Origin of the sequence: Pseudomonas rhodesiae (genome assembly GCF_007858255.1) — a bacterium.
Lineage (GTDB): Bacteria > Pseudomonadota > Gammaproteobacteria > Pseudomonadales > Pseudomonadaceae > Aquipseudomonas > Aquipseudomonas rhodesiae.
The window spans coordinates 219400-240458 of the sequence record NZ_VFEU01000005.1 but is presented as its reverse complement, the minus strand read 5'-3'; the positions used below and the strand labels follow the sequence as shown (position 1 = coordinate 240458).

Sequence of the window (21059 nt, the reverse complement as noted above, 5' to 3'; positions counted from 1 at the left end):
GCATGTCTCCCTTTTTCTTGTTGTTGTCAGCTCAGCGGCCAGTGGCGTTGACAGGCTTGGCGAACGGCCGTGGCACTGCTCAGGTCGAGCAGCCCTTGGCTCAGTTGCCGGCAGTGCGCCGCCTCCAGATGGCGGACGCGGTCTTTGATCTCGGCTATTTGAAGCGGGCTGACGGACAGCTCGCTGACCCCCAGCCCCACCAGTACCGGGGTGGCGAGCGGATCGGAGGCCAGGGCGCCGCACACGCCGACCCAACGCCCGTGCTTGGCCGCGCCGGCGCAGGTTTGGGCGATCAGGCGCAACAGCGCCGGGTGCAGGGCATCAACGCGGGCCGCGAGCCCCGCGTGGTCGCGGTCCATGGCCAGGGTGTACTGGGACAGGTCATTGGTGCCTATGGAAAGAAAATCCGCATGCCGGGCCAGTTGCTCGGCCAATAGCGCGGCGGCAGGCACTTCGATCATCACGCCCAGTTCCGGACGCACGCTCAGTTCCAGCTCCATACACAGTTGGTCGAGACGCTGGCGGATGTGCAGCAGTTCGTCGACTTCGCTGACCATCGGCAGCAGGATGCGGCAACGCCCCAGCGGCGTGACTTGCAACAGCGCGCGCAGTTGTTGATCGAGCAATTCGGGCCGTACCTGGGCCAGGCGAATACCACGCAAGCCCAGCACCGGGTTGGCTTCCGCCGGCAGCGGCAGATAGTCGAGCTGTTTGTCACCGCCCACATCGATGGTGCGGATGATCACCGATTTTTCGCCCATGGCATCCAGCACTGCTTGATAGGCCTGGCGTTGCTCCTGCTCATCCGGCGCGGTGCGACGGTCGACGAACAGGAATTCGGTGCGCAGCAGGCCGACGCCATCGGCACCGTTCTCGAACGCTACCTGTGCCTCGGCGCTGGAGGCGACATTGGCCGCCACTTCAATGCTCACCCCGTCGCGGGTCTGCGCCGGCTGGTGTGCCTGGTTTTGTTGCTGCTGGCGCCGGCGTTTTTGCGCGTCGCGAATCCGATGCACTTCGGCGTGACGCGCCTCGCTGGGCGCCAATTCGAGGCGCCCATTGGCCGCGTCGAGCACCACCCGTTGGCCTTGGGGCACGTCGAGCACTTCGGCGCCGAGGGCGACCACACAGGGCAGCCCTTTGCCTCGGGCGAGGATCGCCACATGGGAGGTGGCGCCGCCTTCGGCCATGCAGAGGCCCACCGCGTGTTGTGCACTCAATTGCAGCAGGTCCGATGGGGTCAGTTCATGGGCGCTGACGATGGCCCCGGCGGGCAGTTCGAACTGCCAGGCTTCGCCGAGCAATGCACGTAGCACCCGTTGCTGCAGGTCGCGCAGGTCATTGGCGCGTTCGGCGAACAGCGGCTTGCCCAAGCCCAGCAACACCTGGCACTGGGCCTGGATCGCATCGCGCCAGGCGTGGGTGGCCGCGCTGCCGTGTTCGATGGCGGCGTTGGCGGCGTCCAGCAACGCGGGGTCTTCCAGCAAGGCCAAATGGGCGGCGAAGATCTCTTCTTCCTCCACGGCTTTACGTTGGCGGGCCTGCGCCAGGGTGGTGTGGATTTCGCCGCGCACTTGCTCCAGCGCCGCGTCCAGGCGCTGCAGTTGTTCATCGGCTTGATGATTGCCGGGATCGGGCGCCAGCTCCACACCGGCCATGCGCAACAGCGGCCCGCACACCAGCCCGGGCGCCGCGCACACGCCTTGCAGCACGCCGGCCTCGGCAGTGACCCGCACGGGCGCGGCGGCGGCCGGCGCGTGAGGGGCATCGCCGATGGGCTGGGACAGCGCCGTCACCAACGCTTGCAGTGCGGCTTCGCAATCCTTGCCGCGGCATGTCACGCGCACCTCGTCGCCTTCTCCCACGCCCAGCCCCATCACGCCCATCAAGCTGTCGCACGCCGCCGAGTGACCGGCGAAATGCAGGCGTGACTGGCTGCTGAACCCCTGCGCCGCCTTGCGGATCAGCGCCGCCGGACGCGCATGCAAACCGCCCCGATGCGTGACGCGCACCTGGGCGCTGGCTTCAGCGTCGCTGTTGTCCACAGCCGTGCGCACCGAAGCGGTCGCGCGCGCCGTAATCTGCATAAACGGCTCGCCGACCTTGACCGAATCAATCCCCAGCGGACGCAATTGGAAGTGCTCGCCATTGGTGAGGATGATCAGGCTGATCAGGCTTTTGCAGTGGCGTGCGACGCGGTCCAGGTCGAACTGCAGCAACACCTGGCCCCGGCTGACCCGCGCGCCCTGTTCCACGCGCAGGGCAAAGCCCTGGCCGTTGAGCGCCACCGTGTCGATGCCCACGTGCATCAGCAGTTCGGCGCCGTTGTCGGCGCGGATCGTCAGCGCATGGCCGGTGCGGGCTACTTGGATGATCTCGCCGTCGCACGGCGCGTGCAGGCAATCGTTCAACGGATCGATGGCCAGGCCGTCGCCCATGGCACCGCTGGCGAATACCTTGTCGGGCACATTGCCCAGGGCCAGCACCGGCCCGCTTAAAGGGGCGCTGAGGGTCAGGTCATTGTTGTTATTGGACATGGGCACGGTACTCATCAGGAAAACACGGCAAGCGACTCAGTGGGTGCGGGTGACTTTGCTCAGGTGGCGCGGCTGGTCCGGGTCCATGCCTCGCGCCACGGCCAGGCCGGCCGCCATCACATAGAAACTCTGGATCGCCAGGATCGGGTCCAGGCTCGGGTGTTCGGCGCGGCTCAGGGTCAGGTCGCGTTCGGCGATATCGTCCGGCGCGGACAGCAGCACGCGGGCGCCGCGTTGGCGCATGTCGGCGGCCAAGCTCAGCAGACCAGCCTGCTCGGCGCCGCGCGGGGCGAACACCAACAGCGGGTAGTTGTCATCGATCAAGGCCATTGGGCCGTGACGTACTTCGGCGCTGCTGAAGGCTTCGGCCTGGATCGCCGAGGTTTCCTTGAGCTTGAGCGCGGCCTCCTGGGCAATGGCGAAACCGGCGCCACGACCGATCACCATCAGACGTTGGCTGCCGCGCAGGGCGTCGATGGCGGGGCTCCAATCCTGCTTAGCGGCGGCGCGCAATTCATCGGGCAACGCGCGGCAGGCGCGCAGCAGCTCGGCTTCCTGGTTCCAGTGGCCGATCAACTGCGCCGTGGCGCTAAGGGTGGCTATAAAACTTTTGGTGGCGGCGACACTCAGTTCCGGCCCGGCGCACAGCGGTACGTGGAATTCGCACGCGGCTTCCAGGGGCGAATCTTCGGCATTGACCAACGAGATGCTCAAGGCGCCACGCTTGCGCAGCAGGCGCAGGCTGTTGACCAGATCCGGGCTCTGGCCCGATTGGGAAAACCCGAACGCCACCTGGCCACTGACCTTCAACGGCGCTTGCAACAACGTGACCACCGACATCGGCAACGACGCCACCGGCACCCCCACATGCTGCATGGCCAAGTAAGCGAAGTAACTGGCGGCATGGTCGGAGCTGCCGCGGGCGATGGTCATCGCCACTTGCGGCGGCTGGCGACGCAGGCGACCGGCAATCTCTTCCAGCAACGGATCCAAACGTTGCAACTGCGCGGCAACCGCGTCAGCGGAGGCCAGGGCCTCTTCAAGCATTTTTGAAGTCAATGGTGTCTCCTTCGACCATTACGTCAGTGAGGTGCAGGGAACGGTCCAGGCGCACGCAGTCGGCAAAGCTGCCGGGTTGCAGGCGGCCGCGTTCTTCCAGGCCCAGGTAATCCGCGGGGAATTGCGACAGGCGCTGCGAGGCTTCGTGAAGCGGCAGGCCGATCTTCACCAGGTTACGCAGCGCCTGATCCATGGTCAGGGTGCTGCCGGCCAGGGTGCCGTCGGCCAGACGCACGCCGCCCAGGCATTTGGTCACGGTGTGGCTGCCCAGCTTGTATTCACCGTCGGGCATGCCGGCGGCGGCGGTGGAGTCGGTGACGCAGTACAGGCACGGGATCGACCGCAACGCCACGCGGATGGCGCCGGGGTGTACGTGCAGCAAATCCGGGATCAATTCGGCGTAGGTGGCATGGGCCAGCGCGGCGCCGACAATGCCGGGTTCGCGGTGATGCAGGGGGCTCATGGCGTTGTACAAATGGGTGAAGCTGGTAGCGCCAGCGGCCAGGGCCGCAACGCCCTCTTCATAGCTGCCCAGGGTGTGACCGATCTGCATGCGCACGCCGCGTTGGCTGAGGGCGCGGATCAGGCCGTCATGGCCGGCGATTTCCGGAGCAATGGTGATCACCCGGATCGGCGCCAGTCGCAGATAGGCTTCCACTTCGGCCATCAGCGCGGTGTGGGCGAAGTTGGGCTGGGCGCCGAGTTTTCCCGGATTGATGTAGGGCCCTTCCAGATGCACCCCAAGTACCCGGGCGCAGCCAACGGGGCGTTGCTCGCAGAACGCGCCGAGCTGGCCGAGGACACTGGAGATTTCATCCACCGGTGCGGTCATGGTGGTGGCCAGCAGCGAGGTGGTGCCGAAGCGCACATGGGTGCGGGTGATGGTCTCGAAGGCCGTGGCGCCTTCCATGATGTCCTTGCCGCCACCGCCGTGTACATGCAGGTCGATAAAACCGGGCAGCAGGTAGGGCAGGTCGTTGTCGGCCGGGTCGCACGGCTGGCCGTGGACGGCGACGACCTTGCCGTGCTCGTGCACCAGGCGGCCGCGCACCCAGCCTTGGGGCGTAAGGATATTGTCTTCGGACATGGGCAGTTCTCTGTGTCTCGCAAAGGGTCGCAACGTCAGCGCCGCGCGGCGTTTTAACGTCGAAGTTCGGCGACGAAGTCGTAGTAGTCGTTGCGACAGTAGGTGTCGGTGATTTCGATCGGTGTGTTGTCGGCGGTGTAGCCGACCCGGGTCATCAGCAGCATGGCGGTGCCGGGGGCGATGCCCACCAGGTTGGCGAACTCGTCCGAGGCGTTGATCGCCTGAATATGCTGCAGCGCGCGCATGATGGGTTTGTTGACGCCGTCCAGGTATTCGTACAGCGAGTTGCCGACGGACTGCGGCTGCGGCAGTACGCTGGCGGGCAGGGTGGTCATCTCGATCGCCATCACCGTGTCATCGGCCTTACGCAGGCGCTTGAGCCGCGCGACTTTGTCGGTGGGCGACAGGCCCAGGCGGATCAGTTCTTCATGGGTCGGCGGGGTGATCTCGCGCTCCAGCCACTGTGAGCTGGGCACGAACCCCTTGAGGCGCAACATCTCGCTGAACCCCGACAGGCGCGACAACGGCTGCTCCAGGCGCGGCGTGATAAAAGTCCCTGAGCCCTGGCTGCGGCGGATCAAGCCCTGGCTGAGCAACACTTCCAGCGCCTTGCGCGCAGTAACCCGCGAAATGCTCAACTGCTCACTGAGTGTTCGCTCCGACGGCAGAGCTTGTTCGGACGTCCATCGACCGGCATGAATGGCGGCCTCCAGATTGCGCGCCAATTGCAGGTACAGCGGCGTGGATTGTTTGTCGTCGGGGCGCAGGGTGAGGATGTGGTTCATTTGTGAGGTGTCCGATGCGGTTATTGGTGTTCTGGCACTCGGTATGGGGCGCAAGCTAATACCACTTAAATACCATGTCAATGCTGCCAAAACGGTGCGAATCCATGATTTAGGGCGCGATATTGGTGCTGTTTGGTAAGTGGTATTAGAGAGGTCTTTGTGGCGCGCAGAAATGCACAGGCCCGCGCGGTGAACTGGTATTCACCGGTAGGCCTCGCCAGGGGCGATAGAAGTTTTTGAATTATTTTACGAGCGGTCGACGGTTACGGCCGGATCTCGATCAGGGTGCCGTCTTTGACCAGGTTCCAGACTTCGCGCATGTCGACGTTGCGCATGCCGATGCAGCCGTCGGTCCAGTCCAGGGTATGAAACCACTGCTCCGGGTAGTCCTCGGTGTCGGGGGTGCCGTGGATCATGATCATGCTGCCCGGGTTCACGCCCTCGCGGCGCGCGCGTGCGGCATCGCTGATATTGGGGTAGGAAATGTGCATGGCCAGGTTGAAGCGCTCGCTGGTCTTGCGCCAGTCGATCCAGTACAGCCCTTCGGGCGTACGGCGGTCGCCTTCGATCAGTTTGTGGCCTTTGGGGTTTTTGCCCAGGGAAATGCGATAAGTCTTGAAAGGCTTGCCGTCATTGATCAACTGCAATTGATGAGCGGACTTGAGCACCAGCACCTTCTCGACCGTTTTACCGCTCGCGGTTTGCAGGGTGGAGGCTGATGACAATAGGGTGAACGACAGGCAGAACAGAGCAAGCAACCAACGCATTGAAACGATTTCCCTTTGAAGGCCGTCTGCCGTTGTTATTGGGCGGGTTTGGCAAGTGGCGGCACCGACTCGCTGCGCACCGGGTAGGCGTGCTGGCGGCGATCAGCGAAGAAGCATTCTAAGGTACGCCCGACGGTGCGGAAAGCCAGCTCGGACCAAGGGATGTCAGCCTCGGCGAACAGCTTCACTTCCAGGCTTTCGGCGCCGGCGGCGAAGTCCAGGTCGATCAGCTCGGCACGGTAGAAAATATGCACCTGGCTGATATGCGGCACATTGATCAAGGTATAGAGGCTCAAGTCACGTACGCGGGCGCAGGCTTCTTCAAGGGTTTCGCGCATGGCGGCCTGTTCCACGGTTTCACCGTTCTCCATGAAACCGGCGGGCAGGGTCCAGTAACCCAGGCGCGGCTCGATGGCGCGGCGGCACAACAGCACTTGATCGCCCCACACCGGCACGGTGCCGGCGACGATGTTGGGGTTCTGATAATGAATGGTCGAACAGTGATCGCACACATAGCGCAGGCGCGCGTCGCCGTCGGGAATGCGTTGGGTCACCGGTTTACCGCACTGGCTGCAGAATTTCATGCTGGGGTTCCTGGAAAGTCCATCCATCTTGGCTTGGGGTCAGGCGTTCCTGCAAGTTGTCGTTTCGCGACACGGTCATGGTTTTGGGGTTGGGCGCCTGCACGCTTTGGTGCATGATGCCAGGTAGCCAACAGATCGAGATGACTCATGCTGGACGAGCTACTTCGCCGGGTAAGCAATCACACGCCGCACACGTTGGAGACCGACGGACGTTTCCCCGAGGCCGCCGTGCTGGTGCCGATTACCCGCAGTGACGAACCTGAGCTGATCCTGACCCTGCGCGCCAGCGGCCTGTCGACCCATGGTGGCGAAGTGGCCTTTCCCGGCGGGCGTCGCGACCCGGAAGACCCGGACCTGGTCTTTACCGCCCTGCGTGAAGCCGAAGAAGAAATCGGCTTGGCGCCGGGCCTGGTGGAGGTCATCGGGCCACTCAGCCCGCTGATCTCCTTGCACGGTATCCGCGTCACCCCCTACGTAGGTGTGATTCCCGATTACGTGGAGTACCTGGCCAACGATGCCGAGATTGCCGCGGTCTTCAGCGTCCCGTTGGATTTTTTCCGACAGGACCCGCGGGAGCATACCCACCGAATCGATTACCAGGGCCGCAGTTGGTACGTGCCCAGCTACCGTTTCGGTGAATACAAGATTTGGGGGCTGACGGCGATCATGATCGTCGAGCTGATCAACCTGCTCTATGACGACGCGCAGATCAGCCTGCACCAGCCGCCCAAGAGCTTTATCCATAAATAAGCCATCCATTCAATGGCAACGCCGTGAGGGAACACCATGAAATACCGCCTGGGCGATGCCCGCGTCGAGACCCATCCACACAGCTGGGTGGCGCCCAACGCCACGCTGGTGGGCAAGGTCAAACTGGAGGAGGGCGCCAACGTCTGGTTCAACGCGGTATTGCGCGGCGACAACGAACTGATCCTGATCGGCAAGAACAGCAACGTGCAGGATGGCAGCGTGATGCACACCGACATGGGCTACCCGCTGACCCTCGGCACCGGCGTGACCATCGGCCATAACGCCATGTTGCACGGCTGCACCGTCGGCGATTACAGCCTGATCGGCATCAATGCGGTGGTGCTCAACGGCGCGAAGATTGGCAAGCATTGCATCATTGGCGCTAACTCGCTGATCGGCGAAGGCAAGGAGATTCCCGATGGCTCGCTGGTGATGGGGTCGCCGGGCAAAGTGGTGCGTGAATTGACCGAGGCGCAGAAGAGGATGCTCGAGGCCAGTGCCGCGCACTATGTACACAATTCGCAGCGTTATGCCCGTGACCTGGCTGAGCAGGAAGAATGAGTGCAATTGAACGACCTGTTGCATCGCCCTGCGTGAGCATTTGCGCGCTGGATGATGACGACATCTGTACCGGCTGCCAGCGCACCGTGGATGAAATCACGCGTTGGAGTCGCATGGCTAATGCCGAGCGCCGGGTAGTGTTGGGCTTGTGCCATGAGCGGGCCTTGGCGAATGGGTTGGTGTTTATGGCTTCTGGTAAATCTGGCGCCTGAACCATTGCTATCGGGGGCAAGCCCCCTCCCACATTTGAAAGCGTGTGGGAGGGGCTTGCCCTCGATAAGGCCCCCAGACGACATCTGTCTTAATGTGAAGTACCCTGTGCCCCTTATACACAGGGCCCATCCCGCCATGCTCTTCCTGATCGCCTATATCAGCAGCGTCGTGCTGATCAACTTTGCCTTCTCCACCGCCCCGCACCTGGATGTGATCTGGTCCGCCTGGGGTGGCCTGGTGTTTATCCTGCGCGACATGGTGCAAACCCGCTTCGGCCACGGCGCGATCATCGCCATGCTGGCCGCGCTGGTGCTGTCCTATATCACCTCCGACCCGTCCATCGCCCTGGCCAGTGCCACGGCATTCGCGGTGTCCGAGTGCATCGACTGGCTGGTGTTCACCATCACCAAGCGCCCGCTCCACGATCGCCTGTGGATAAGTTCGGCGCTGAGCATCCCCCTCGATACGTTTATCTTCTTCGGCCTGATCGGCGCGTTGACGCCGATGGTGGTGGGCACCGCGCTGGTGTCGAAATTCGCCGGGGTCACTGCGGTGTGGCTGATCATGGCCTGGCGCGTGCGCAAACGGGCGGTCGCCAACTGAGGCCAATTTTTACAGTTCATGTAAAATGCCGGCCTTTCTCCCCATGATCCGCTCCCCTGAGGACCTGAGATGACCCGAATCGGAACTCCATTGTCGCCAACCGCGACCCGCGTTTTGCTGTGTGGCTGCGGTGAACTGGGCAAGGAAGTGGTAATCGAACTGCAACGCCTGGGCGTTGAAGTGATTGCCGTGGATCGTTACGCCAATGCGCCGGCCATGCAGGTGGCCCATCGTAGCCATGTGATCAACATGCTTGACGGCGCCGCCCTGCGTGCGGTGATCGAAGCGGAAAAACCGCACTTCATCGTGCCGGAAATCGAAGCCATCGCCACCGCTACCTTGGTGGAGCTGGAGGCCGAAGGCTTCACCGTGATCCCGACCGCGCGCGCCACGTCGCTGACCATGAACCGTGAAGGCATCCGTCGCCTGGCCGCCGAGGAACTGGACCTGCCGACCTCGCCGTACCACTTCGCCGACACCTTCGAGGACTACAGCAAGGCCGTTCAGGACCTGGGCTTCCCGTGTGTGGTCAAGCCGGTGATGAGTTCGTCGGGCAAGGGCCAGAGCCTGTTGCGCAGCGCCGATGACGTGCAGAAAGCCTGGGACTATGCCCAAGAAGGCGGACGTGCCGGTAAAGGCCGGGTGATCATCGAAGGCTTTATCGATTTCGACTACGAAATCACCTTGCTGACCGTGCGCCATATCGGCGGCACCACGTTCTGCGCGCCGGTTGGTCATCGTCAGGAAAAAGGCGACTACCAGGAATCCTGGCAGCCACAGGCCATGAGCCCGATTGCCCTGGCCGAATCCGAGCGCGTGGCCAAGGCCGTGACCGAGGCTCTGGGCGGACGTGGTTTGTTCGGCGTGGAATTGTTCATCAAGGGCGATCAAGTGTGGTTCAGCGAAGTATCGCCGCGCCCGCATGACACCGGCCTGGTGACCCTGATTTCCCAGGACCTGTCGCAATTCGCCTTGCACGCACGCGCCATCCTCGGCCTGCCGATCCCGTTGATCCGTCAGTTCGGGCCATCGGCGTCGGCGGTGATCCTGGTGGAAGGGCAGTCGACCCAGACCGCTTTCGCCAATCTCGGCGCGGCTTTGAGCGAGCCGGATACGGCATTGCGTCTGTTCGGTAAGCCAGAAGTGAATGGCCAGCGCCGCATGGGTGTGGCGTTGGCGCGGGATGAGTCGATTGAAGCGGCTCGGGCCAAGGCTACCCGTGCTTCCAAAGCGGTTGTGGTAGAACTCTAAAAGCATCGGGGGCAAGCCCCCTCCCACATTTGACGGTATTCACAAATCAAAGTGGGAGGGGGCTTGCCCCCGATAGCGGCCTATCAGCCCACCCTGTTCAAATCATTATCCCGCGTCTCTTTCAGGCACAGCACCGCAATCAAACTAAGCAGTGCCGCCGCCGACACATACCCACCCACATAACTCAGCCCGCCCATTGCCACCAGCTTGGTCGCGAAAAACGGCGCGGCCGATGCGCCAACGATGCCACCCAGGTTATACGCCGCCGAAGCCCCGGTATAACGCACGCGGGTCGGGAACAGCTCCGGCAGCAAGGCGCCCATCGGTGCGAACGTCACGCCCATCAGAAACAGCTCCAATGCCAGGAACAAGGCCACGGCCCAGGTGGAACCATGGGTCAGCAGTGGTTCCATGGTGAAACCGGACAGAATCGCCAAAATCGCACCGACGATCAGCACGGGTTTGCGGCCATAGCGGTCGCTGGCCAAGGCGGCAATCGGCGTGGCCAGGCCCATGAACAACACGGCGAAGCACAGCAGGCCGAGGAACGTCTCGCGGCTGTAACCCAGGGTGGAAACACCGTAGCTCAGGGAAAATGCGGTGGTGATGTAGAACAGCGCATAGCACACCACCATCGACGCGGCGCCCAGCAGCACTGGCAGCCAATGCTGGCTGAACAGCTCCACCAGCGGCACTTTCACGGGCGCTTGCTTGGCCACGGCCTTGGCGAACACCGGCGTTTCATGCAGCTTCAGGCGCGCATACAGGCCGACCATCACCAGCGCGGCGCTGAGGATAAACGGGATGCGCCAGCCCCAACTGCGGAACTGTTCGTCGCTCAGGCTCATGGCCAGGATCAGGAACAGGCCGTTGGCTGCCAGAAAGCCAATGGAAGGGCCCAATTGCGGGAACATGCCGAACCAAGCGCGCTTACCCTTGGGCGCGTTCTCAGTCGCCAGCAGCGCCGCGCCACCCCATTCGCCGCCAAGGCCCAGGCCCTGGCCGAAACGCAGCACGCACAACAGGATCGGCGCCCAGGCTCCAATGCTGTCATAGCCGGGGAGCAAGCCGATCAGCGTCGTACACACGCCCATCAGCAGCAACGAAGCCACCAGTGTGGACTTGCGGCCGATGCGATCGCCGAAATGGCCGAACAGTGCCGAGCCCAGCGGGCGGGCAATAAAGGCGATACCGAAAGTGAGGAAAGACGCCAGCATCTGCGCGGTGCCCGAACTCTGCGGGAAGAACACCGGGCCGATCACCAGTGCCGCAGCGGTGGCATAGATATAGAAATCATAGAATTCGATGGCAGTGCCGACGATGCTCGCGGTAGCGACCCGTGCGGTGGAGTTGCTCGGGGCGGCGGTCGCGGCCTCGTTATAGGTGGTGCTCATGGCAGTATCCCTGACGGTCGTTGCGCGTTTGGACGCGGATTATTATTGGTCGAACACCCATGGATCAGGGTTGCACGCGGGGCGGCTCGGGATGGGAGCGAACACCGGTCGGACATGGTGAATCGATGCCTGGACGCGCTGAGTGCGGGTAGCACGCGGTCTGGCAGAGCTTGGATAAGCCGCAGGGATTATAGGAAGGGGCGTGGAATTGTAACAAGGCCTGACACGGTGCAAATCAACCTGTGGAGAAGGGGCCCACGTTTAGTTTTGGTTGATCAGAAGTTATGCGGCGACAGGCATTCTGCTGGTATGCCAGATCAACACCTTGCTCACGCGGTTATCTTCGGTCTCGAGGATTTCCAGGCGGTAACGCCCGATCTTCAGGCACACCGCGCAATCCGGGATGGTCTCCAGTGCTTCGGTCACCAGGCCGTTGAGGGTTTTGGGGCCGTCGCTGGGTAAGTGCCAGCCCAGGCTTTTGTTCAGCTCACGGATCGAAGCGGCGCCGTCGATGATGTAACGACCATCCGGCTGGGCCTGGATGTGCGGGTTATCCGCGCCTTGCTCGCTTTCGAATTCGCCGACGATTTCTTCGAGGATGTCTTCCAGGGTGACAATCCCCAGCACTTCACCGTACTCGTCCACCACCATGCCCAGACGACGCTGCTGCTTGTGGAAGTTCAGCAGTTGCAACTGCAGCGGCGTGCTTTCCGGAACGAAGTAGGGGTCGTGGCAGGCGGCGAGCAACGCCTCTTTGGTCAGGCTGGCGTCGGGCAGCAAATGCTGGATCTGCCGCGTATTCAACACCGCCTGCACCTGGTTGATATCGCTGTGGAACACCGGCAAGCGCGTACGCTCGGAGGCGCGCAGTTGTTCGATGATCGCTTCGATCGGCTCGTCCAGGTTGATGCCGTCGACTTCACTGCGCGGCACCAGGATGTCATTGACCGTGATGTTGTCCAGAGCGTGGATGCCGGGCATGCCGTGGGCTTGGCTTTTATCGGTTGCCTGCTCCGGTTCGTCATCGTGATCGGGCAGCGGCTCGTCGCTTTTTTTGACTGCGCCAGTCTTGCGGGCGAAGGGACGCAATAGCATCAGGCTGATGCCATTGAGCAACCACGCCAGGGGATAGAGGATCTTCAGTGGCACGCCCAGCAACGTATTGCCAAAACCGAGCACCGCTTGCGGATGGCGGGTAGCCAGGGCCCGGGGCAGGTAGTCGGCCAGCACCAGGAGGACTGCGCAAGAAATCAGCCAGCCCAGCCAGGGACCGTTTTCCGCCCAGGCGTAAATCGCCAGCAGCGTACACAGGATGACCACCACCCCACGGCACAGCGTATTGCACAGGATCAGGCTGTCACGCGGGAAATTCAGGCGGGCAGCGGCCTTGTCGCCCTGGCGCGTGCCGGGACGCAGGGCCAGCAGGTGTTGCTGGGCGGCTTCTATGGCGGTAAACAGCCCGGCCCATAACACCAGCAGGGCGATTACCGCGAGCATCGGCCCCAGGGGCAAATTGTCCATGATCGCTGCCCGTCAGATATGCAGGATGTATTCGCGAACCAGCTTGCTGCCGAAATAGGCCAGCATCAGCAGGCAGAAACCGGCCAGGGTCCAGCGGATTGCCTTATGCCCGCGCCAACCGAGACGGTTGCGGCCCCACAACAAAACGCTGAACACCACCCACGCCAGGCAGGCCAGCAGGGTTTTATGCACCAGGTGCTGGGCGAACAGGTTCTCGACGAACAGCCAGCCGGAAATCAGCGACAGCGACAGCAGCGTCCAACCGGCCCACAGGAAGCCGAACAGCAGGCTCTCCATGGTTTGCAGCGGTGGGAAGTTCTTGATCAGGCCCAATGGGTGTTTGTGCTTGAGCTGGTGGTCCTGCAACAGCAGGAGCAGGGACTGGAACACGGCAATGGTGAACATGCCGTAGGCCAGGATCGACAGCAGGATGTGGGCGAGAATGCCGGGTTCTTCGTCGATCACCTGCACGGTGCCGGTGGGTGCGAACTGCGCCAGCAGCACCGTCAACATGCCCAGTGGGAAGAGCAGCACCAGCAGGTTTTCTACGGGAATGCGGGAGCAGGCGAGCAGCGTCAGGGCAATCACCGCGGCGGCGATCAGGCTGGCGGCGCTGAAGAAGTCCAGGCCCAGGCCGACCGGCGTCATCAAATGGGTGAACAGGCTCGCGGCATGTGCCAGCAGGGCGAGGACGCCCAAGCCGACCAGCAGGCGTTTGTCGGCCTTGGCGCATTGGGCCAGGCGGGTGCCCTGATAGAGGGTCGCAGCGGCATATAAAAGGGCGGCGGCGAGGCTGGGTAGCAAACTGGGTGGCAAAGGGAGCATAAATCCTGTTAGGCAAGCCCGAAAGGCGCTGAGTTTGGCATACACCTGCGTTCCACGAAAGACTCCCGCGCCAGACAGCGGGTGTGCATGGGCGCAGTCTTCGCTATAATCCGCGACCTGCCCCCGCCGCAGGCTCGCCGGCCGCTGTTTCTAATAGCGATTTACCACAGCCTGGGCCGCCATTACCTCGGTCTACCATAGGGCCTGAAAGGATCGCGCATGTTTGAAAACTTGACTGACCGTCTCTCGCAGACGCTGCGCCACGTTACCGGCAAGGCCAAGCTGACCGAGGACAATATTAAAGACACCCTGCGCGAAGTGCGCATGGCACTGCTGGAAGCCGACGTCGCCTTGCCTGTGGTCAAGGACTTCGTCAACTCGGTCAAGGAGCGCGCGGTCGGCACCGAAGTGTCCCGCAGCCTGACTCCGGGCCAGGCGTTTGTGAAAATCGTCCAGGCCGAACTCGAAAGCCTGATGGGCGCTGCCAACGAAGACCTCAACCTCAGCGCCGTGCCACCGGCCGTCGTGCTGATGGCCGGTCTGCAAGGCGCGGGTAAGACCACCACCGCCGGCAAGCTGGCGCGCTTCCTTAAAGAGCGCAAGAAGAAATCGGTGATGGTGGTGTCGGCCGACGTATACCGTCCGGCGGCCATCAAACAGTTGGAAATGCTTGCCGGCGAAGTGGGCGTGACCTTCTTCCCGTCCGACCTGAGCCAGAAGCCGGTCGACATCGCCAACGCTGCTATTAAAGAAGCCCGGCTGAAGTTCATCGACGTGGTTATCGTCGATACCGCCGGTCGCCTGCACATCGACGAAGAGATGATGGGCGAGATCAAGGCGCTGCATGCCGCGATCAACCCGGTCGAAACGCTGTTCGTGGTTGACGCCATGACCGGCCAGGACGCGGCGAACACCGCCAAGGCCTTCGGCGATGCGCTGCCACTGACGGGCGTGATCCTCACCAAGGTCGACGGCGATGCCCGTGGCGGTGCCGCTTTGTCGGTGCGCTCGATTACCGGCAAGCCGATCAAGTTCATCGGTATGGGCGAGAAGAGCGAAGCGCTCGAACCGTTCCACCCTGAGCGTATCGCCTCGCGCATCCTCGGCATGGGCGACGTGCTCAGCCTGATCGAGCAGGCCGAAGCCACCCTCGACAAGGACAAGGCCGACAAGCTCGCCAAGAAACTGAAGAAGGGCAAGGGCTTCGACCTCGAAGACTTCCGCGACCAGCTGCAACAAATGAAGAACATGGGCGGCCTCGGCGGCCTGATGGACAAGCTGCCAAACATCGGTGGCGTGAACCTGGCGCAGATGGGCAACGCCCAGGGCGCGGCAGAGAAGCAGTTCAAGCAGATGGAAGCCATCATCAACTCCATGACCCCGGCCGAGCGCCGCGACCCTGAGCTGATCAGCGGTTCGCGCAAGCGTCGGATCGCCATGGGTTCCGGCACTCAGGTGCAGGACATCGGCCGCTTGATCAAGCAGCACAAGCAGATGCAGAAGATGATGAAGAAATTCTCCGCCAAAGGCGGCATGGCCAAGATGATGCGCGGCATGGGCGGTATGTTGCCCGGCGGCGGCATGCCGAAAATGTAAAGAATTCGAGCAAGGGCTCGCTCTTGCTCCGCCCCACAGGGATGTGGGATCTCCAGCAAACCCGCCGTTGGCGGGTGCTGACTCGCTGTTTTAACCGACGGCTCTCCAGCAGATCTGAGTGGTACGCCCATAGGCGCCAGAAAAAGACATTTGCAAAAGTCCGGATATTCCTTAGAATATGCGGCCTTTCGGGCACCTATGCCCGCTGTGCATTTAGATTTGCAGCACCGACTACAGGAACGATGTTCACATGCTAACAATCCGTCTTGCCCTTGGCGGCTCCAAAAAGCGCCCGTTTTACCACTTGACCGTAACTGACAGCCGCAACCCACGTGACGGCTCTCACAAGGAACAAGTTGGCTTCTTCAACCCGATCGCTCGTGGTCAAGAAGTCCGCCTGTCCGTGAACCAAGAGCGCGTAGCCTACTGGCTGAGCGTTGGTGCACAGCCTTCTGAGCGTGTTGCCAAGTTGTTGAAGGACTCGGCTAAGGCCGCAGCCTGAGCAATATGAGCGCGACGCCAGCGGTTGCTGATGATTTGATCGTTATCGGCAAGATTTATTCTGTTCATGGCGTTCGCGGCGAAGTGAAGGTGTATTCCTTTACTGATCCGACTGAAAACCTGTTGCAGTACAAGACCTGGACGCTCAAGCGCGAAGGTAGTGTGAAACAGGTCGAGCTGGTCAGTGGACGCGGGAGCGATAAGTTCCTGGTCGCAAAGCTCAAGGGTCTTGATGATCGTGAAGAAGCCCGTCTTCTGGCCGGTTATGAGATCTGCGTGCCGCGCAACCTGTTCCCTGAATTGACCGACGGCGAGTACTACTGGTACCAGCTGGAAGGTCTGAAGGTTATTGATCAACTGGGGCAATTGCTCGGGAAAATCGATCATCTTCTGGAAACCGGCGCCAATGATGTAATGGTGGTCAAGCCTTGCGCTGGCAGCCTGGATGATCGCGAACGCCTATTGCCCTATACCGAGCAATGCGTGTTGGCCGTCGACCTGGCAGCGGGCGAGATGAAGGTGGAATGGGACGCGGACTTCTAAGCGTGGCTAATTTGCGCATTGAAGTGATCAGTTTGTTTCCCGAGATGTTTTCCGCCATCAGCGAGTACGGCATCACCAGTCGGGCGGTGAAACAGGGGCTGTTACAGCTTACCTGTTGGAACCCGCGAGACTACACGACGGATCGACATCACACTGTGGACGATCGCCCATTTGGCGGTGGCCCGGGCATGGTGATGAAGATCAAGCCCCTGGAAGACGCGTTGGTTCAGGCCAAGGCAGCTGCCGGGGAGAAGGCGAAGGTAATTTACCTGTCCCCTCAAGGCCGTCAGCTGAAACAGGCGGCGGTACGCGAACTGGCGAATGAGGAAGCACTGATCCTGATTGCCGGTCGCTATGAAGGCATTGACGAGCGGTTTATTGAAGCTCATGTCGATGAAGAGTGGTCGATTGGGGACTATGTTCTGTCTGGCGGCGAGCTGCCAGCGATGGTCCTGATAGATGCGGTTACACGACTGCTGCCTGGAGCTTTAGGGCATGCGGACTCCGCGGAGGAAGACTCCTTCACGGATGGTCTGCTGGATTGCCCGCACTACACCCGACCGGAGGTGTATGCGGATCAGCGTGTTCCCGACGTATTGCTAAGTGGCAATCACGCACACATCCGGCGTTGGCGTTTACAGCAGTCCCTTGGTCGGACCTATGAACGACGCGCCGATCTTCTGGAAAGCCGCTCGCTTTCTGGAGAAGAGAAGAAGCTGCTCGAGGAATACATCCTCGCGCGGGACGATAGTTAACAACGTATCGATGGTAGGTCCATTGACTTACCTTAGGAGCACAGCATGACTAACAAAATCATCCTTGCACTCGAAGCAGAGCAGATGACCAAAGAGATCCCTACCTTTGCCCCGGGCGACACCATTGTCGTTCAGGTGAAAGTGAAGGAAGGCGACCGTTCGCGTCTGCAAGCGTTCGAAGGCGTGGTAATCGCCAAGCGTAACCGTGGTGTGAACAGTGCTTTCACTGTTCGTAAAATCTCCAACGGTGTTGGCGTAGAGCGTACTTTCCAGACCTACAGCCCGCAGATCGACAGCATGGCCGTTAAGCGTCGCGGTGACGTACGTAAAGCCAAGCTGTACTACCTGCGTGACCTGTCCGGTAAAGCAGCTCGCATCAAGGAAAAACTGGCTTAAGTCCAGCTTCCGATGCAGAAAAAAGCAGCCTACGGGCTGCTTTTTTGTGCCTGCGATTTAAGGTCCGCGCTAGGATCTCTTTTCTATCTATTTTCCTGTTCGAGCCCCCATGCCTGCCATTGACCACCCTCTGATCGACCGTTTCCTCGACGCCCTTTGGTTGGAAAAAGGCCTGTCGGATAACACACGTCAGGCTTACCGCAGCGACCTGGCTCTGTTCAATGGCTGGCTGCAGGAAAAGAACCTCGAACTGATCAACGCCGGGCGTGAATTGATCCTTGATCATTTGGCCTGGCGCTTGGAGCAGAACTACAAGCCGCGTTCCACGGCGCGATTTCTCTCGGGCGTGAGAGGTTTCTATCGCTATCTGCTGCGGGAAAAACTCATCGCTCTCGACCCGACCTTGCAAATCGATATGCCGCAGTTGGGTAGGCCACTGCCTAAATCCCTGTCGGAAGCCGACGTGGAGGCCTTGCTCAATGCTCCTGATCTGAGCGAAGCCATCGGTCAGCGCGATCGCGCGATGCTGGAGGTGCTGTACGCCTGCGGTCTGCGGGTGACCGAGCTGATCAGTCTGACCTTGGAGCAGGTCAACTTGCGCCAGGGCGTGTTGCGGGTGATGGGCAAGGGCAGCAAGGAGCGGTTGGTGCCGATGGGAGAGGAGGCGATTGTGTGGGTCGAGCGCTACATGCGTGACGCGCGCATTGAACTGCTCGGCGGGCGGCCCAGTGATGTGCTGTTCCCCAGTCAGCGTGGCGAGCAGATGACACGTCAGACGTTCTGGCACCGCATCAAGCACCAGGCCAAGGTCGCCGGGATCGGCAAGGCGTTGTCGCCCCACACGCTGCGCCATGCTTTCGCCACGCATTTGCTCAATCATGGTGCGGATTTGCGCGTGGTGCAGATGCTGCTCGGCCACAGCGATTTATCCACAACCCAGATCTACACCCATGTGGCGCGTGCGCGCTTGCAGGATATGCACGCCAAGCACCATCCGCGCGGCTGAAAACCGCCAATTTATTCCGCCACGGGCTGCCCTGCGGCCCAACTGTGGTAGGCTTTGCCGGTTAGCAAAGGGGACGGTCCCGGCCCGTGTTTCCAGATCGGTGTTCCTTCCCGTCCCTGCATCTGCCTTCAGGAGTTCCCATGCGCTTGACCCAGATTATTGCCGCCGCAGCGATTGCGTTGGTTTCCTCGTTTGCCTTCGCTGATGATGCTGCCGAGCAGACCATTCGCAAGAGCCTGGCCAATCTGCAGCTCGACACACCGATCGAAAGCATCAGCGCCAGCCCCATGGCCGGTCTGTACGAGGTCAAGCTCAAGGGCAGCCGCGTGCTGTACGCCAGCGCCGATGGTCAGTACATCGTCCAGGGCTACCTGTTCCAGCTCAAGGACGGCAAGCCCGTCAACCTGACCGAGAAGGCCGAGCGCCTGGGCGTGTCCAAGCTGATCAATGGCATTCCCGTGGCTGAAACGGTGGTCTACCCGGCCATCGGCGAAACCAAGACCCACATCACCGTGTTTACCGACACCACCTGCCCGTACTGCCACAAACTGCACGCCGAAGTGCCTGAGCTGAACAAGCTGGGTGTGGAAGTGCGCTACGTCGCGTTCCCGCGTCAGGGGCTGGGCTCGCCGGGCGATGAACAATTGCAGGCCGTGTGGTGTTCAGCCGACAAGAAGGCGGCGATGGACAAGATGGTCGACGGTAAGGAAATCAAGGCCGCCAAATGCGCCAACCCGGTATCCAAGCAGTTCGCTCTCGGCCAGTCCATTGGCGTGAACGGTACACCGGCCATCGTATTGGCGGACGGTCAAGTGATTCCGGGCTACCAGCCGGCACCACAAGTTGCCAAACTGGCGCTGAGTGCCAAATAAACCAGCATCGTCGAATCTTTGACGATCGTGGTCCGCCGATGAGTCGACGGACCATTAATTGAAAGCCGCAGTTGTGCGGCTGTTTTCCACGGCCGACCTAGCGTCGGCCGTTTCATGGGGAGTTCTTCAGTGAAACCGGTCAAAGTAGGCATCTGTGGGTTAGGGACCGTCGGTGGCGGCACCTTCAACGTCCTTCAGCGTAACGCTGAAGAAATTTCGCGCCGTGCAGGGCGTGGAATTGAAGTGGCGCAAATTGCCACGCGTTCGCCAAAGCCTCAGTTCCAAACGACCGGTATTGCGATTACCAACGATGTCTTCGCCGTGGCCACCAACCCTGAAATCGATATCGTCATCGAGCTGGTCGGGGGCTACACCGTGGCCCGCGAGCTGGTGCTCAAAGCCATTGAGAACGGCAAGCATGTGGTCACCGCCAACAAGGCGCTGATCGCCGTGTATGGCAACGAAATTTTCGCCAAGGCCCGCGAGAAGGGCGTGATCGTGGCGTTCGAAGCCGCAGTGGCCGGCGGTATCCCGGTGATCAAGGCGATCCGTGAAGGCCTGTCGGCTAACCGTATCAACTGGGTGGCCGGCATCATCAACGGCACCGGTAACTTCATCCTCACCGAAATGCGCGAGAAGGGCCGCACCTTCGAAGACGTGCTGGCCGAAGCCCAGGCTCTGGGCTACGCCGAAGCCGATCCGACCTTCGACGTGGAAGGCATCGACGCGGCACACAAGCTGACCATCCTGGCGTCCATCGCCTTTGGTATCCCGCTGCAATTCGACAAGGCCTACACCGAAGGCATCACCAAGCTGACTACCGCCGACGTCAACTACGCCGAAGCCTTGGGCTACCGCATCAAGCACCTGGGCGTGGCTCGCAGCACGCCGGCGGGTATCGAGTTGCGTGTGCACCCGACGCTGATCCCGGCCGACCGCCTGATCGCCAACGTCAATGGCGTGATGAACGCGGTGATGGTCAACGGTGACGCCGCAGGTTCGACCCTGTTCTACGGCGCCGGCGCCGGCATGGAGCCTACCGCTTCGTCGGTGATCGCCGACCTGGTGGACGTGGTTCGCGCCATGACCAGCGACCCGGAAAACCGTGTGCCGCACCTGGCCTTCCAGCCGGACTCGCTGTCGGCCCATCCGATTCTGCCGATCGAGGCGTGCGAAAGCGCCTACTACCTGCGCATCCAGGCCCAGGATCACCCGGGCGTGTTGGCTCAGGTGGCCAGCATCCTGTCGGAGCGGGGCATCAACATCGAGTCGATCATGCAGAAGGAAGTCGAGGAGCAAAACGGCCAAGTGCCAATGATCCTGCTGACCCACCGCGTGCTCGAACAGCACATTAACGATGCCATCCAGGCACTGGAAGCGCTCCAGGGTGTGGTTGGGCCGGTTGTACGGATTCGCGTCGAACATTTGAATTAATCCAGCTGCAAGCTATTAG

At 61.5% G+C, this 21059-nt stretch carries 22 protein-coding genes; 13 read left to right on the top strand and 9 right to left on the bottom strand.

The genetic code is table 11. The annotated features are described in order from the left end of the window. Positions 1-26: 26 nt before the first annotated feature. From ptsP to FIV35_RS10095, 6 genes are all read right to left on the bottom strand, one after another. The gene (gene ptsP, locus FIV35_RS10120; protein WP_034139196.1) at positions 27-2537 is read right to left on the bottom strand and encodes a phosphoenolpyruvate--protein phosphotransferase; all 2511 of its coding nucleotides are present in this window, start codon (positions 2535-2537) and stop codon (positions 27-29) included. Between the two features lie 36 nt (positions 2538-2573). Next, a complete protein-coding gene (locus FIV35_RS10115; RefSeq protein ID WP_146374970.1) occupies positions 2574-3596 on the bottom strand; it encodes an SIS domain-containing protein in 1023 nt (340 codons plus the stop codon). Further along, positions 3577-4683 (bottom strand): N-acetylglucosamine-6-phosphate deacetylase, encoded by a 1107-nt coding sequence (nagA, locus tag FIV35_RS10110; protein WP_083377781.1) that lies wholly within the window; start codon positions 4681-4683, stop codon positions 3577-3579. Before nagA ends, FIV35_RS10115 begins: the two co-directional genes overlap by 20 nt. A 53-nt stretch (positions 4684-4736) precedes the next feature. Further along, on the bottom strand, positions 4737-5468 hold the full coding sequence (locus FIV35_RS10105; RefSeq protein ID WP_034100353.1) for a GntR family transcriptional regulator: 732 nt from the start codon (positions 5466-5468) through the stop codon (positions 4737-4739). A gap of 263 nt (positions 5469-5731) precedes the next feature. Beyond that, on the bottom strand, positions 5732-6235 hold the full coding sequence (locus FIV35_RS10100; protein WP_034139193.1) for a L,D-transpeptidase family protein: 504 nt from the start codon (positions 6233-6235) through the stop codon (positions 5732-5734). 35 nt (positions 6236-6270) lie between these two features. After that, complete coding sequence (locus FIV35_RS10095) at positions 6271-6819, bottom strand: NUDIX hydrolase (RefSeq protein ID WP_034139192.1); 549 nt, start codon at positions 6817-6819, stop codon at positions 6271-6273. 147 nt (positions 6820-6966) lie between these two features. On the opposite strand from FIV35_RS10095, the gene FIV35_RS10090 reads away from it, so the two are divergent. The 5 genes from FIV35_RS10090 to purT all read left to right on the top strand — a co-directional run bounded on the left by FIV35_RS10090 (position 6967) and on the right by purT (position 10197). After that, complete coding sequence (locus FIV35_RS10090; protein WP_034100348.1) at positions 6967-7569, top strand: CoA pyrophosphatase; 603 nt, start codon at positions 6967-6969, stop codon at positions 7567-7569. Positions 7570-7605: 36 nt separating this feature from the next. Then, positions 7606-8130 (top strand): gamma carbonic anhydrase family protein, encoded by a 525-nt coding sequence (locus FIV35_RS10085; RefSeq protein WP_034139191.1) that lies wholly within the window; start codon positions 7606-7608, stop codon positions 8128-8130. After that, positions 8127-8342, top strand: coding sequence for a DUF1289 domain-containing protein (locus FIV35_RS10080; RefSeq protein WP_034139190.1), 216 nt, complete (start codon positions 8127-8129; stop codon positions 8340-8342). The genes FIV35_RS10085 and FIV35_RS10080 overlap by 4 nt, the downstream gene beginning before the upstream one ends. 136 nt (positions 8343-8478) lie before the next feature. Further along, on the top strand, positions 8479-8946 hold the full coding sequence (locus tag FIV35_RS10075; protein ID WP_034100344.1) for a VUT family protein: 468 nt from the start codon (positions 8479-8481) through the stop codon (positions 8944-8946). Between the two features lie 69 nt (positions 8947-9015). Beyond that, on the top strand, positions 9016-10197 hold the full coding sequence (gene purT / locus FIV35_RS10070) for a formate-dependent phosphoribosylglycinamide formyltransferase (RefSeq protein WP_017139720.1): 1182 nt from the start codon (positions 9016-9018) through the stop codon (positions 10195-10197). Between the two features lie 83 nt (positions 10198-10280). Here purT and FIV35_RS10065 read toward each other — a convergent pair whose 3' ends face one another. The 3 genes from FIV35_RS10065 to FIV35_RS10055 all read right to left on the bottom strand — a co-directional run bounded on the left by FIV35_RS10065 (position 10281) and on the right by FIV35_RS10055 (position 13937). After that, a complete protein-coding gene (locus FIV35_RS10065) occupies positions 10281-11591 on the bottom strand; it encodes an MFS transporter (protein ID WP_034100341.1) in 1311 nt (436 codons plus the stop codon). A 282-nt stretch (positions 11592-11873) separates the two neighbouring features. Further along, on the bottom strand, positions 11874-13112 hold the full coding sequence (locus FIV35_RS10060) for a transporter associated domain-containing protein (RefSeq protein WP_034139189.1): 1239 nt from the start codon (positions 13110-13112) through the stop codon (positions 11874-11876). A 12-nt stretch (positions 13113-13124) separates the two neighbouring features. After that, positions 13125-13937 (bottom strand): cytochrome C assembly family protein, encoded by an 813-nt coding sequence (locus FIV35_RS10055; protein WP_034100338.1) that lies wholly within the window; start codon positions 13935-13937, stop codon positions 13125-13127. Between the two features lie 219 nt (positions 13938-14156). On the opposite strand from FIV35_RS10055, the gene ffh reads away from it, so the two are divergent. The 8 genes from ffh to FIV35_RS10015 all read left to right on the top strand — a co-directional run bounded on the left by ffh (position 14157) and on the right by FIV35_RS10015 (position 21040). Next, positions 14157-15533, top strand: coding sequence for a signal recognition particle protein (gene ffh / locus FIV35_RS10050; protein WP_034100336.1), 1377 nt, complete (start codon positions 14157-14159; stop codon positions 15531-15533). Positions 15534-15783: 250 nt separating this feature from the next. Next, entirely contained in the window at positions 15784-16035 is a 252-nt protein-coding gene (gene rpsP / locus FIV35_RS10045) for a 30S ribosomal protein S16 (RefSeq protein WP_003238923.1), read from the top strand. 5 nt (positions 16036-16040) lie between these two features. Further along, the gene (rimM, locus tag FIV35_RS10040) at positions 16041-16577 is read left to right on the top strand and encodes a ribosome maturation factor RimM (RefSeq protein WP_034139188.1); all 537 of its coding nucleotides are present in this window, start codon (positions 16041-16043) and stop codon (positions 16575-16577) included. Beyond that, the gene (gene trmD, locus FIV35_RS10035; RefSeq protein WP_024077235.1) at positions 16559-17332 is read left to right on the top strand and encodes a tRNA (guanosine(37)-N1)-methyltransferase TrmD; all 774 of its coding nucleotides are present in this window, start codon (positions 16559-16561) and stop codon (positions 17330-17332) included. The genes rimM and trmD overlap by 19 nt, the downstream gene beginning before the upstream one ends. A gap of 45 nt (positions 17333-17377) precedes the next feature. Continuing rightward, positions 17378-17728 (top strand): 50S ribosomal protein L19, encoded by a 351-nt coding sequence (gene rplS, locus FIV35_RS10030; RefSeq protein ID WP_003175895.1) that lies wholly within the window; start codon positions 17378-17380, stop codon positions 17726-17728. Positions 17729-17837: 109 nt separating this feature from the next. Further along, the gene (xerD, locus tag FIV35_RS10025; protein WP_034139187.1) at positions 17838-18734 is read left to right on the top strand and encodes a site-specific tyrosine recombinase XerD; all 897 of its coding nucleotides are present in this window, start codon (positions 17838-17840) and stop codon (positions 18732-18734) included. 140 nt (positions 18735-18874) lie between these two features. After that, positions 18875-19606, top strand: coding sequence for a bifunctional protein-disulfide isomerase/oxidoreductase DsbC (gene dsbC / locus FIV35_RS10020; protein WP_034100330.1), 732 nt, complete (start codon positions 18875-18877; stop codon positions 19604-19606). A gap of 129 nt (positions 19607-19735) precedes the next feature. Then, positions 19736-21040: a homoserine dehydrogenase gene (locus FIV35_RS10015; RefSeq protein ID WP_034139186.1), complete on the top strand. Its 1305-nt coding sequence runs from the start codon at positions 19736-19738 to the stop codon at positions 21038-21040. The last annotated feature ends 19 nt before the right edge of the window (positions 21041-21059 follow it).

What these genes read in the sequence shown, in the direction of transcription:
- ptsP (WP_034139196.1), bottom strand. Translation starts at nt 2,537, where the DNA reads ATGTCCAATAACAACAATGACCTGACCCTCAGCGCCCCTTTAAGCGGG.
- nagA (WP_083377781.1), bottom strand. Translation starts at nt 4,683, where the DNA reads ATGTCCGAAGACAATATCCTTACGCCCCAAGGCTGGGTGCGCGGCCGC.
- FIV35_RS10105 (WP_034100353.1), bottom strand. Translation starts at nt 5,468, where the DNA reads ATGAACCACATCCTCACCCTGCGCCCCGACGACAAACAATCCACGCCG.
- FIV35_RS10100 (WP_034139193.1), bottom strand. Translation starts at nt 6,235, where the DNA reads ATGCGTTGGTTGCTTGCTCTGTTCTGCCTGTCGTTCACCCTATTGTCA.
- FIV35_RS10095 (WP_034139192.1), bottom strand. Translation starts at nt 6,819, where the DNA reads ATGAAATTCTGCAGCCAGTGCGGTAAACCGGTGACCCAACGCATTCCC.
- FIV35_RS10090 (WP_034100348.1), top strand. Translation starts at nt 6,967, where the DNA reads ATGCTGGACGAGCTACTTCGCCGGGTAAGCAATCACACGCCGCACACG.
- FIV35_RS10085 (WP_034139191.1), top strand. Translation starts at nt 7,606, where the DNA reads ATGAAATACCGCCTGGGCGATGCCCGCGTCGAGACCCATCCACACAGC.
- FIV35_RS10080 (WP_034139190.1), top strand. Translation starts at nt 8,127, where the DNA reads ATGAGTGCAATTGAACGACCTGTTGCATCGCCCTGCGTGAGCATTTGC.
- FIV35_RS10075 (WP_034100344.1), top strand. Translation starts at nt 8,479, where the DNA reads ATGCTCTTCCTGATCGCCTATATCAGCAGCGTCGTGCTGATCAACTTT.
- purT (WP_017139720.1), top strand. Translation starts at nt 9,016, where the DNA reads ATGACCCGAATCGGAACTCCATTGTCGCCAACCGCGACCCGCGTTTTG.
- FIV35_RS10065 (WP_034100341.1), bottom strand. Translation starts at nt 11,591, where the DNA reads ATGAGCACCACCTATAACGAGGCCGCGACCGCCGCCCCGAGCAACTCC.
- FIV35_RS10060 (WP_034139189.1), bottom strand. Translation starts at nt 13,112, where the DNA reads ATGGACAATTTGCCCCTGGGGCCGATGCTCGCGGTAATCGCCCTGCTG.
- FIV35_RS10055 (WP_034100338.1), bottom strand. Translation starts at nt 13,937, where the DNA reads ATGCTCCCTTTGCCACCCAGTTTGCTACCCAGCCTCGCCGCCGCCCTT.
- ffh (WP_034100336.1), top strand. Translation starts at nt 14,157, where the DNA reads ATGTTTGAAAACTTGACTGACCGTCTCTCGCAGACGCTGCGCCACGTT.
- rpsP (WP_003238923.1), top strand. Translation starts at nt 15,784, where the DNA reads ATGCTAACAATCCGTCTTGCCCTTGGCGGCTCCAAAAAGCGCCCGTTT.
- rimM (WP_034139188.1), top strand. Translation starts at nt 16,041, where the DNA reads ATGAGCGCGACGCCAGCGGTTGCTGATGATTTGATCGTTATCGGCAAG.
- trmD (WP_024077235.1), top strand. Translation starts at nt 16,559, where the DNA reads ATGGGACGCGGACTTCTAAGCGTGGCTAATTTGCGCATTGAAGTGATC.
- rplS (WP_003175895.1), top strand. Translation starts at nt 17,378, where the DNA reads ATGACTAACAAAATCATCCTTGCACTCGAAGCAGAGCAGATGACCAAA.
- xerD (WP_034139187.1), top strand. Translation starts at nt 17,838, where the DNA reads ATGCCTGCCATTGACCACCCTCTGATCGACCGTTTCCTCGACGCCCTT.
- dsbC (WP_034100330.1), top strand. Translation starts at nt 18,875, where the DNA reads ATGCGCTTGACCCAGATTATTGCCGCCGCAGCGATTGCGTTGGTTTCC.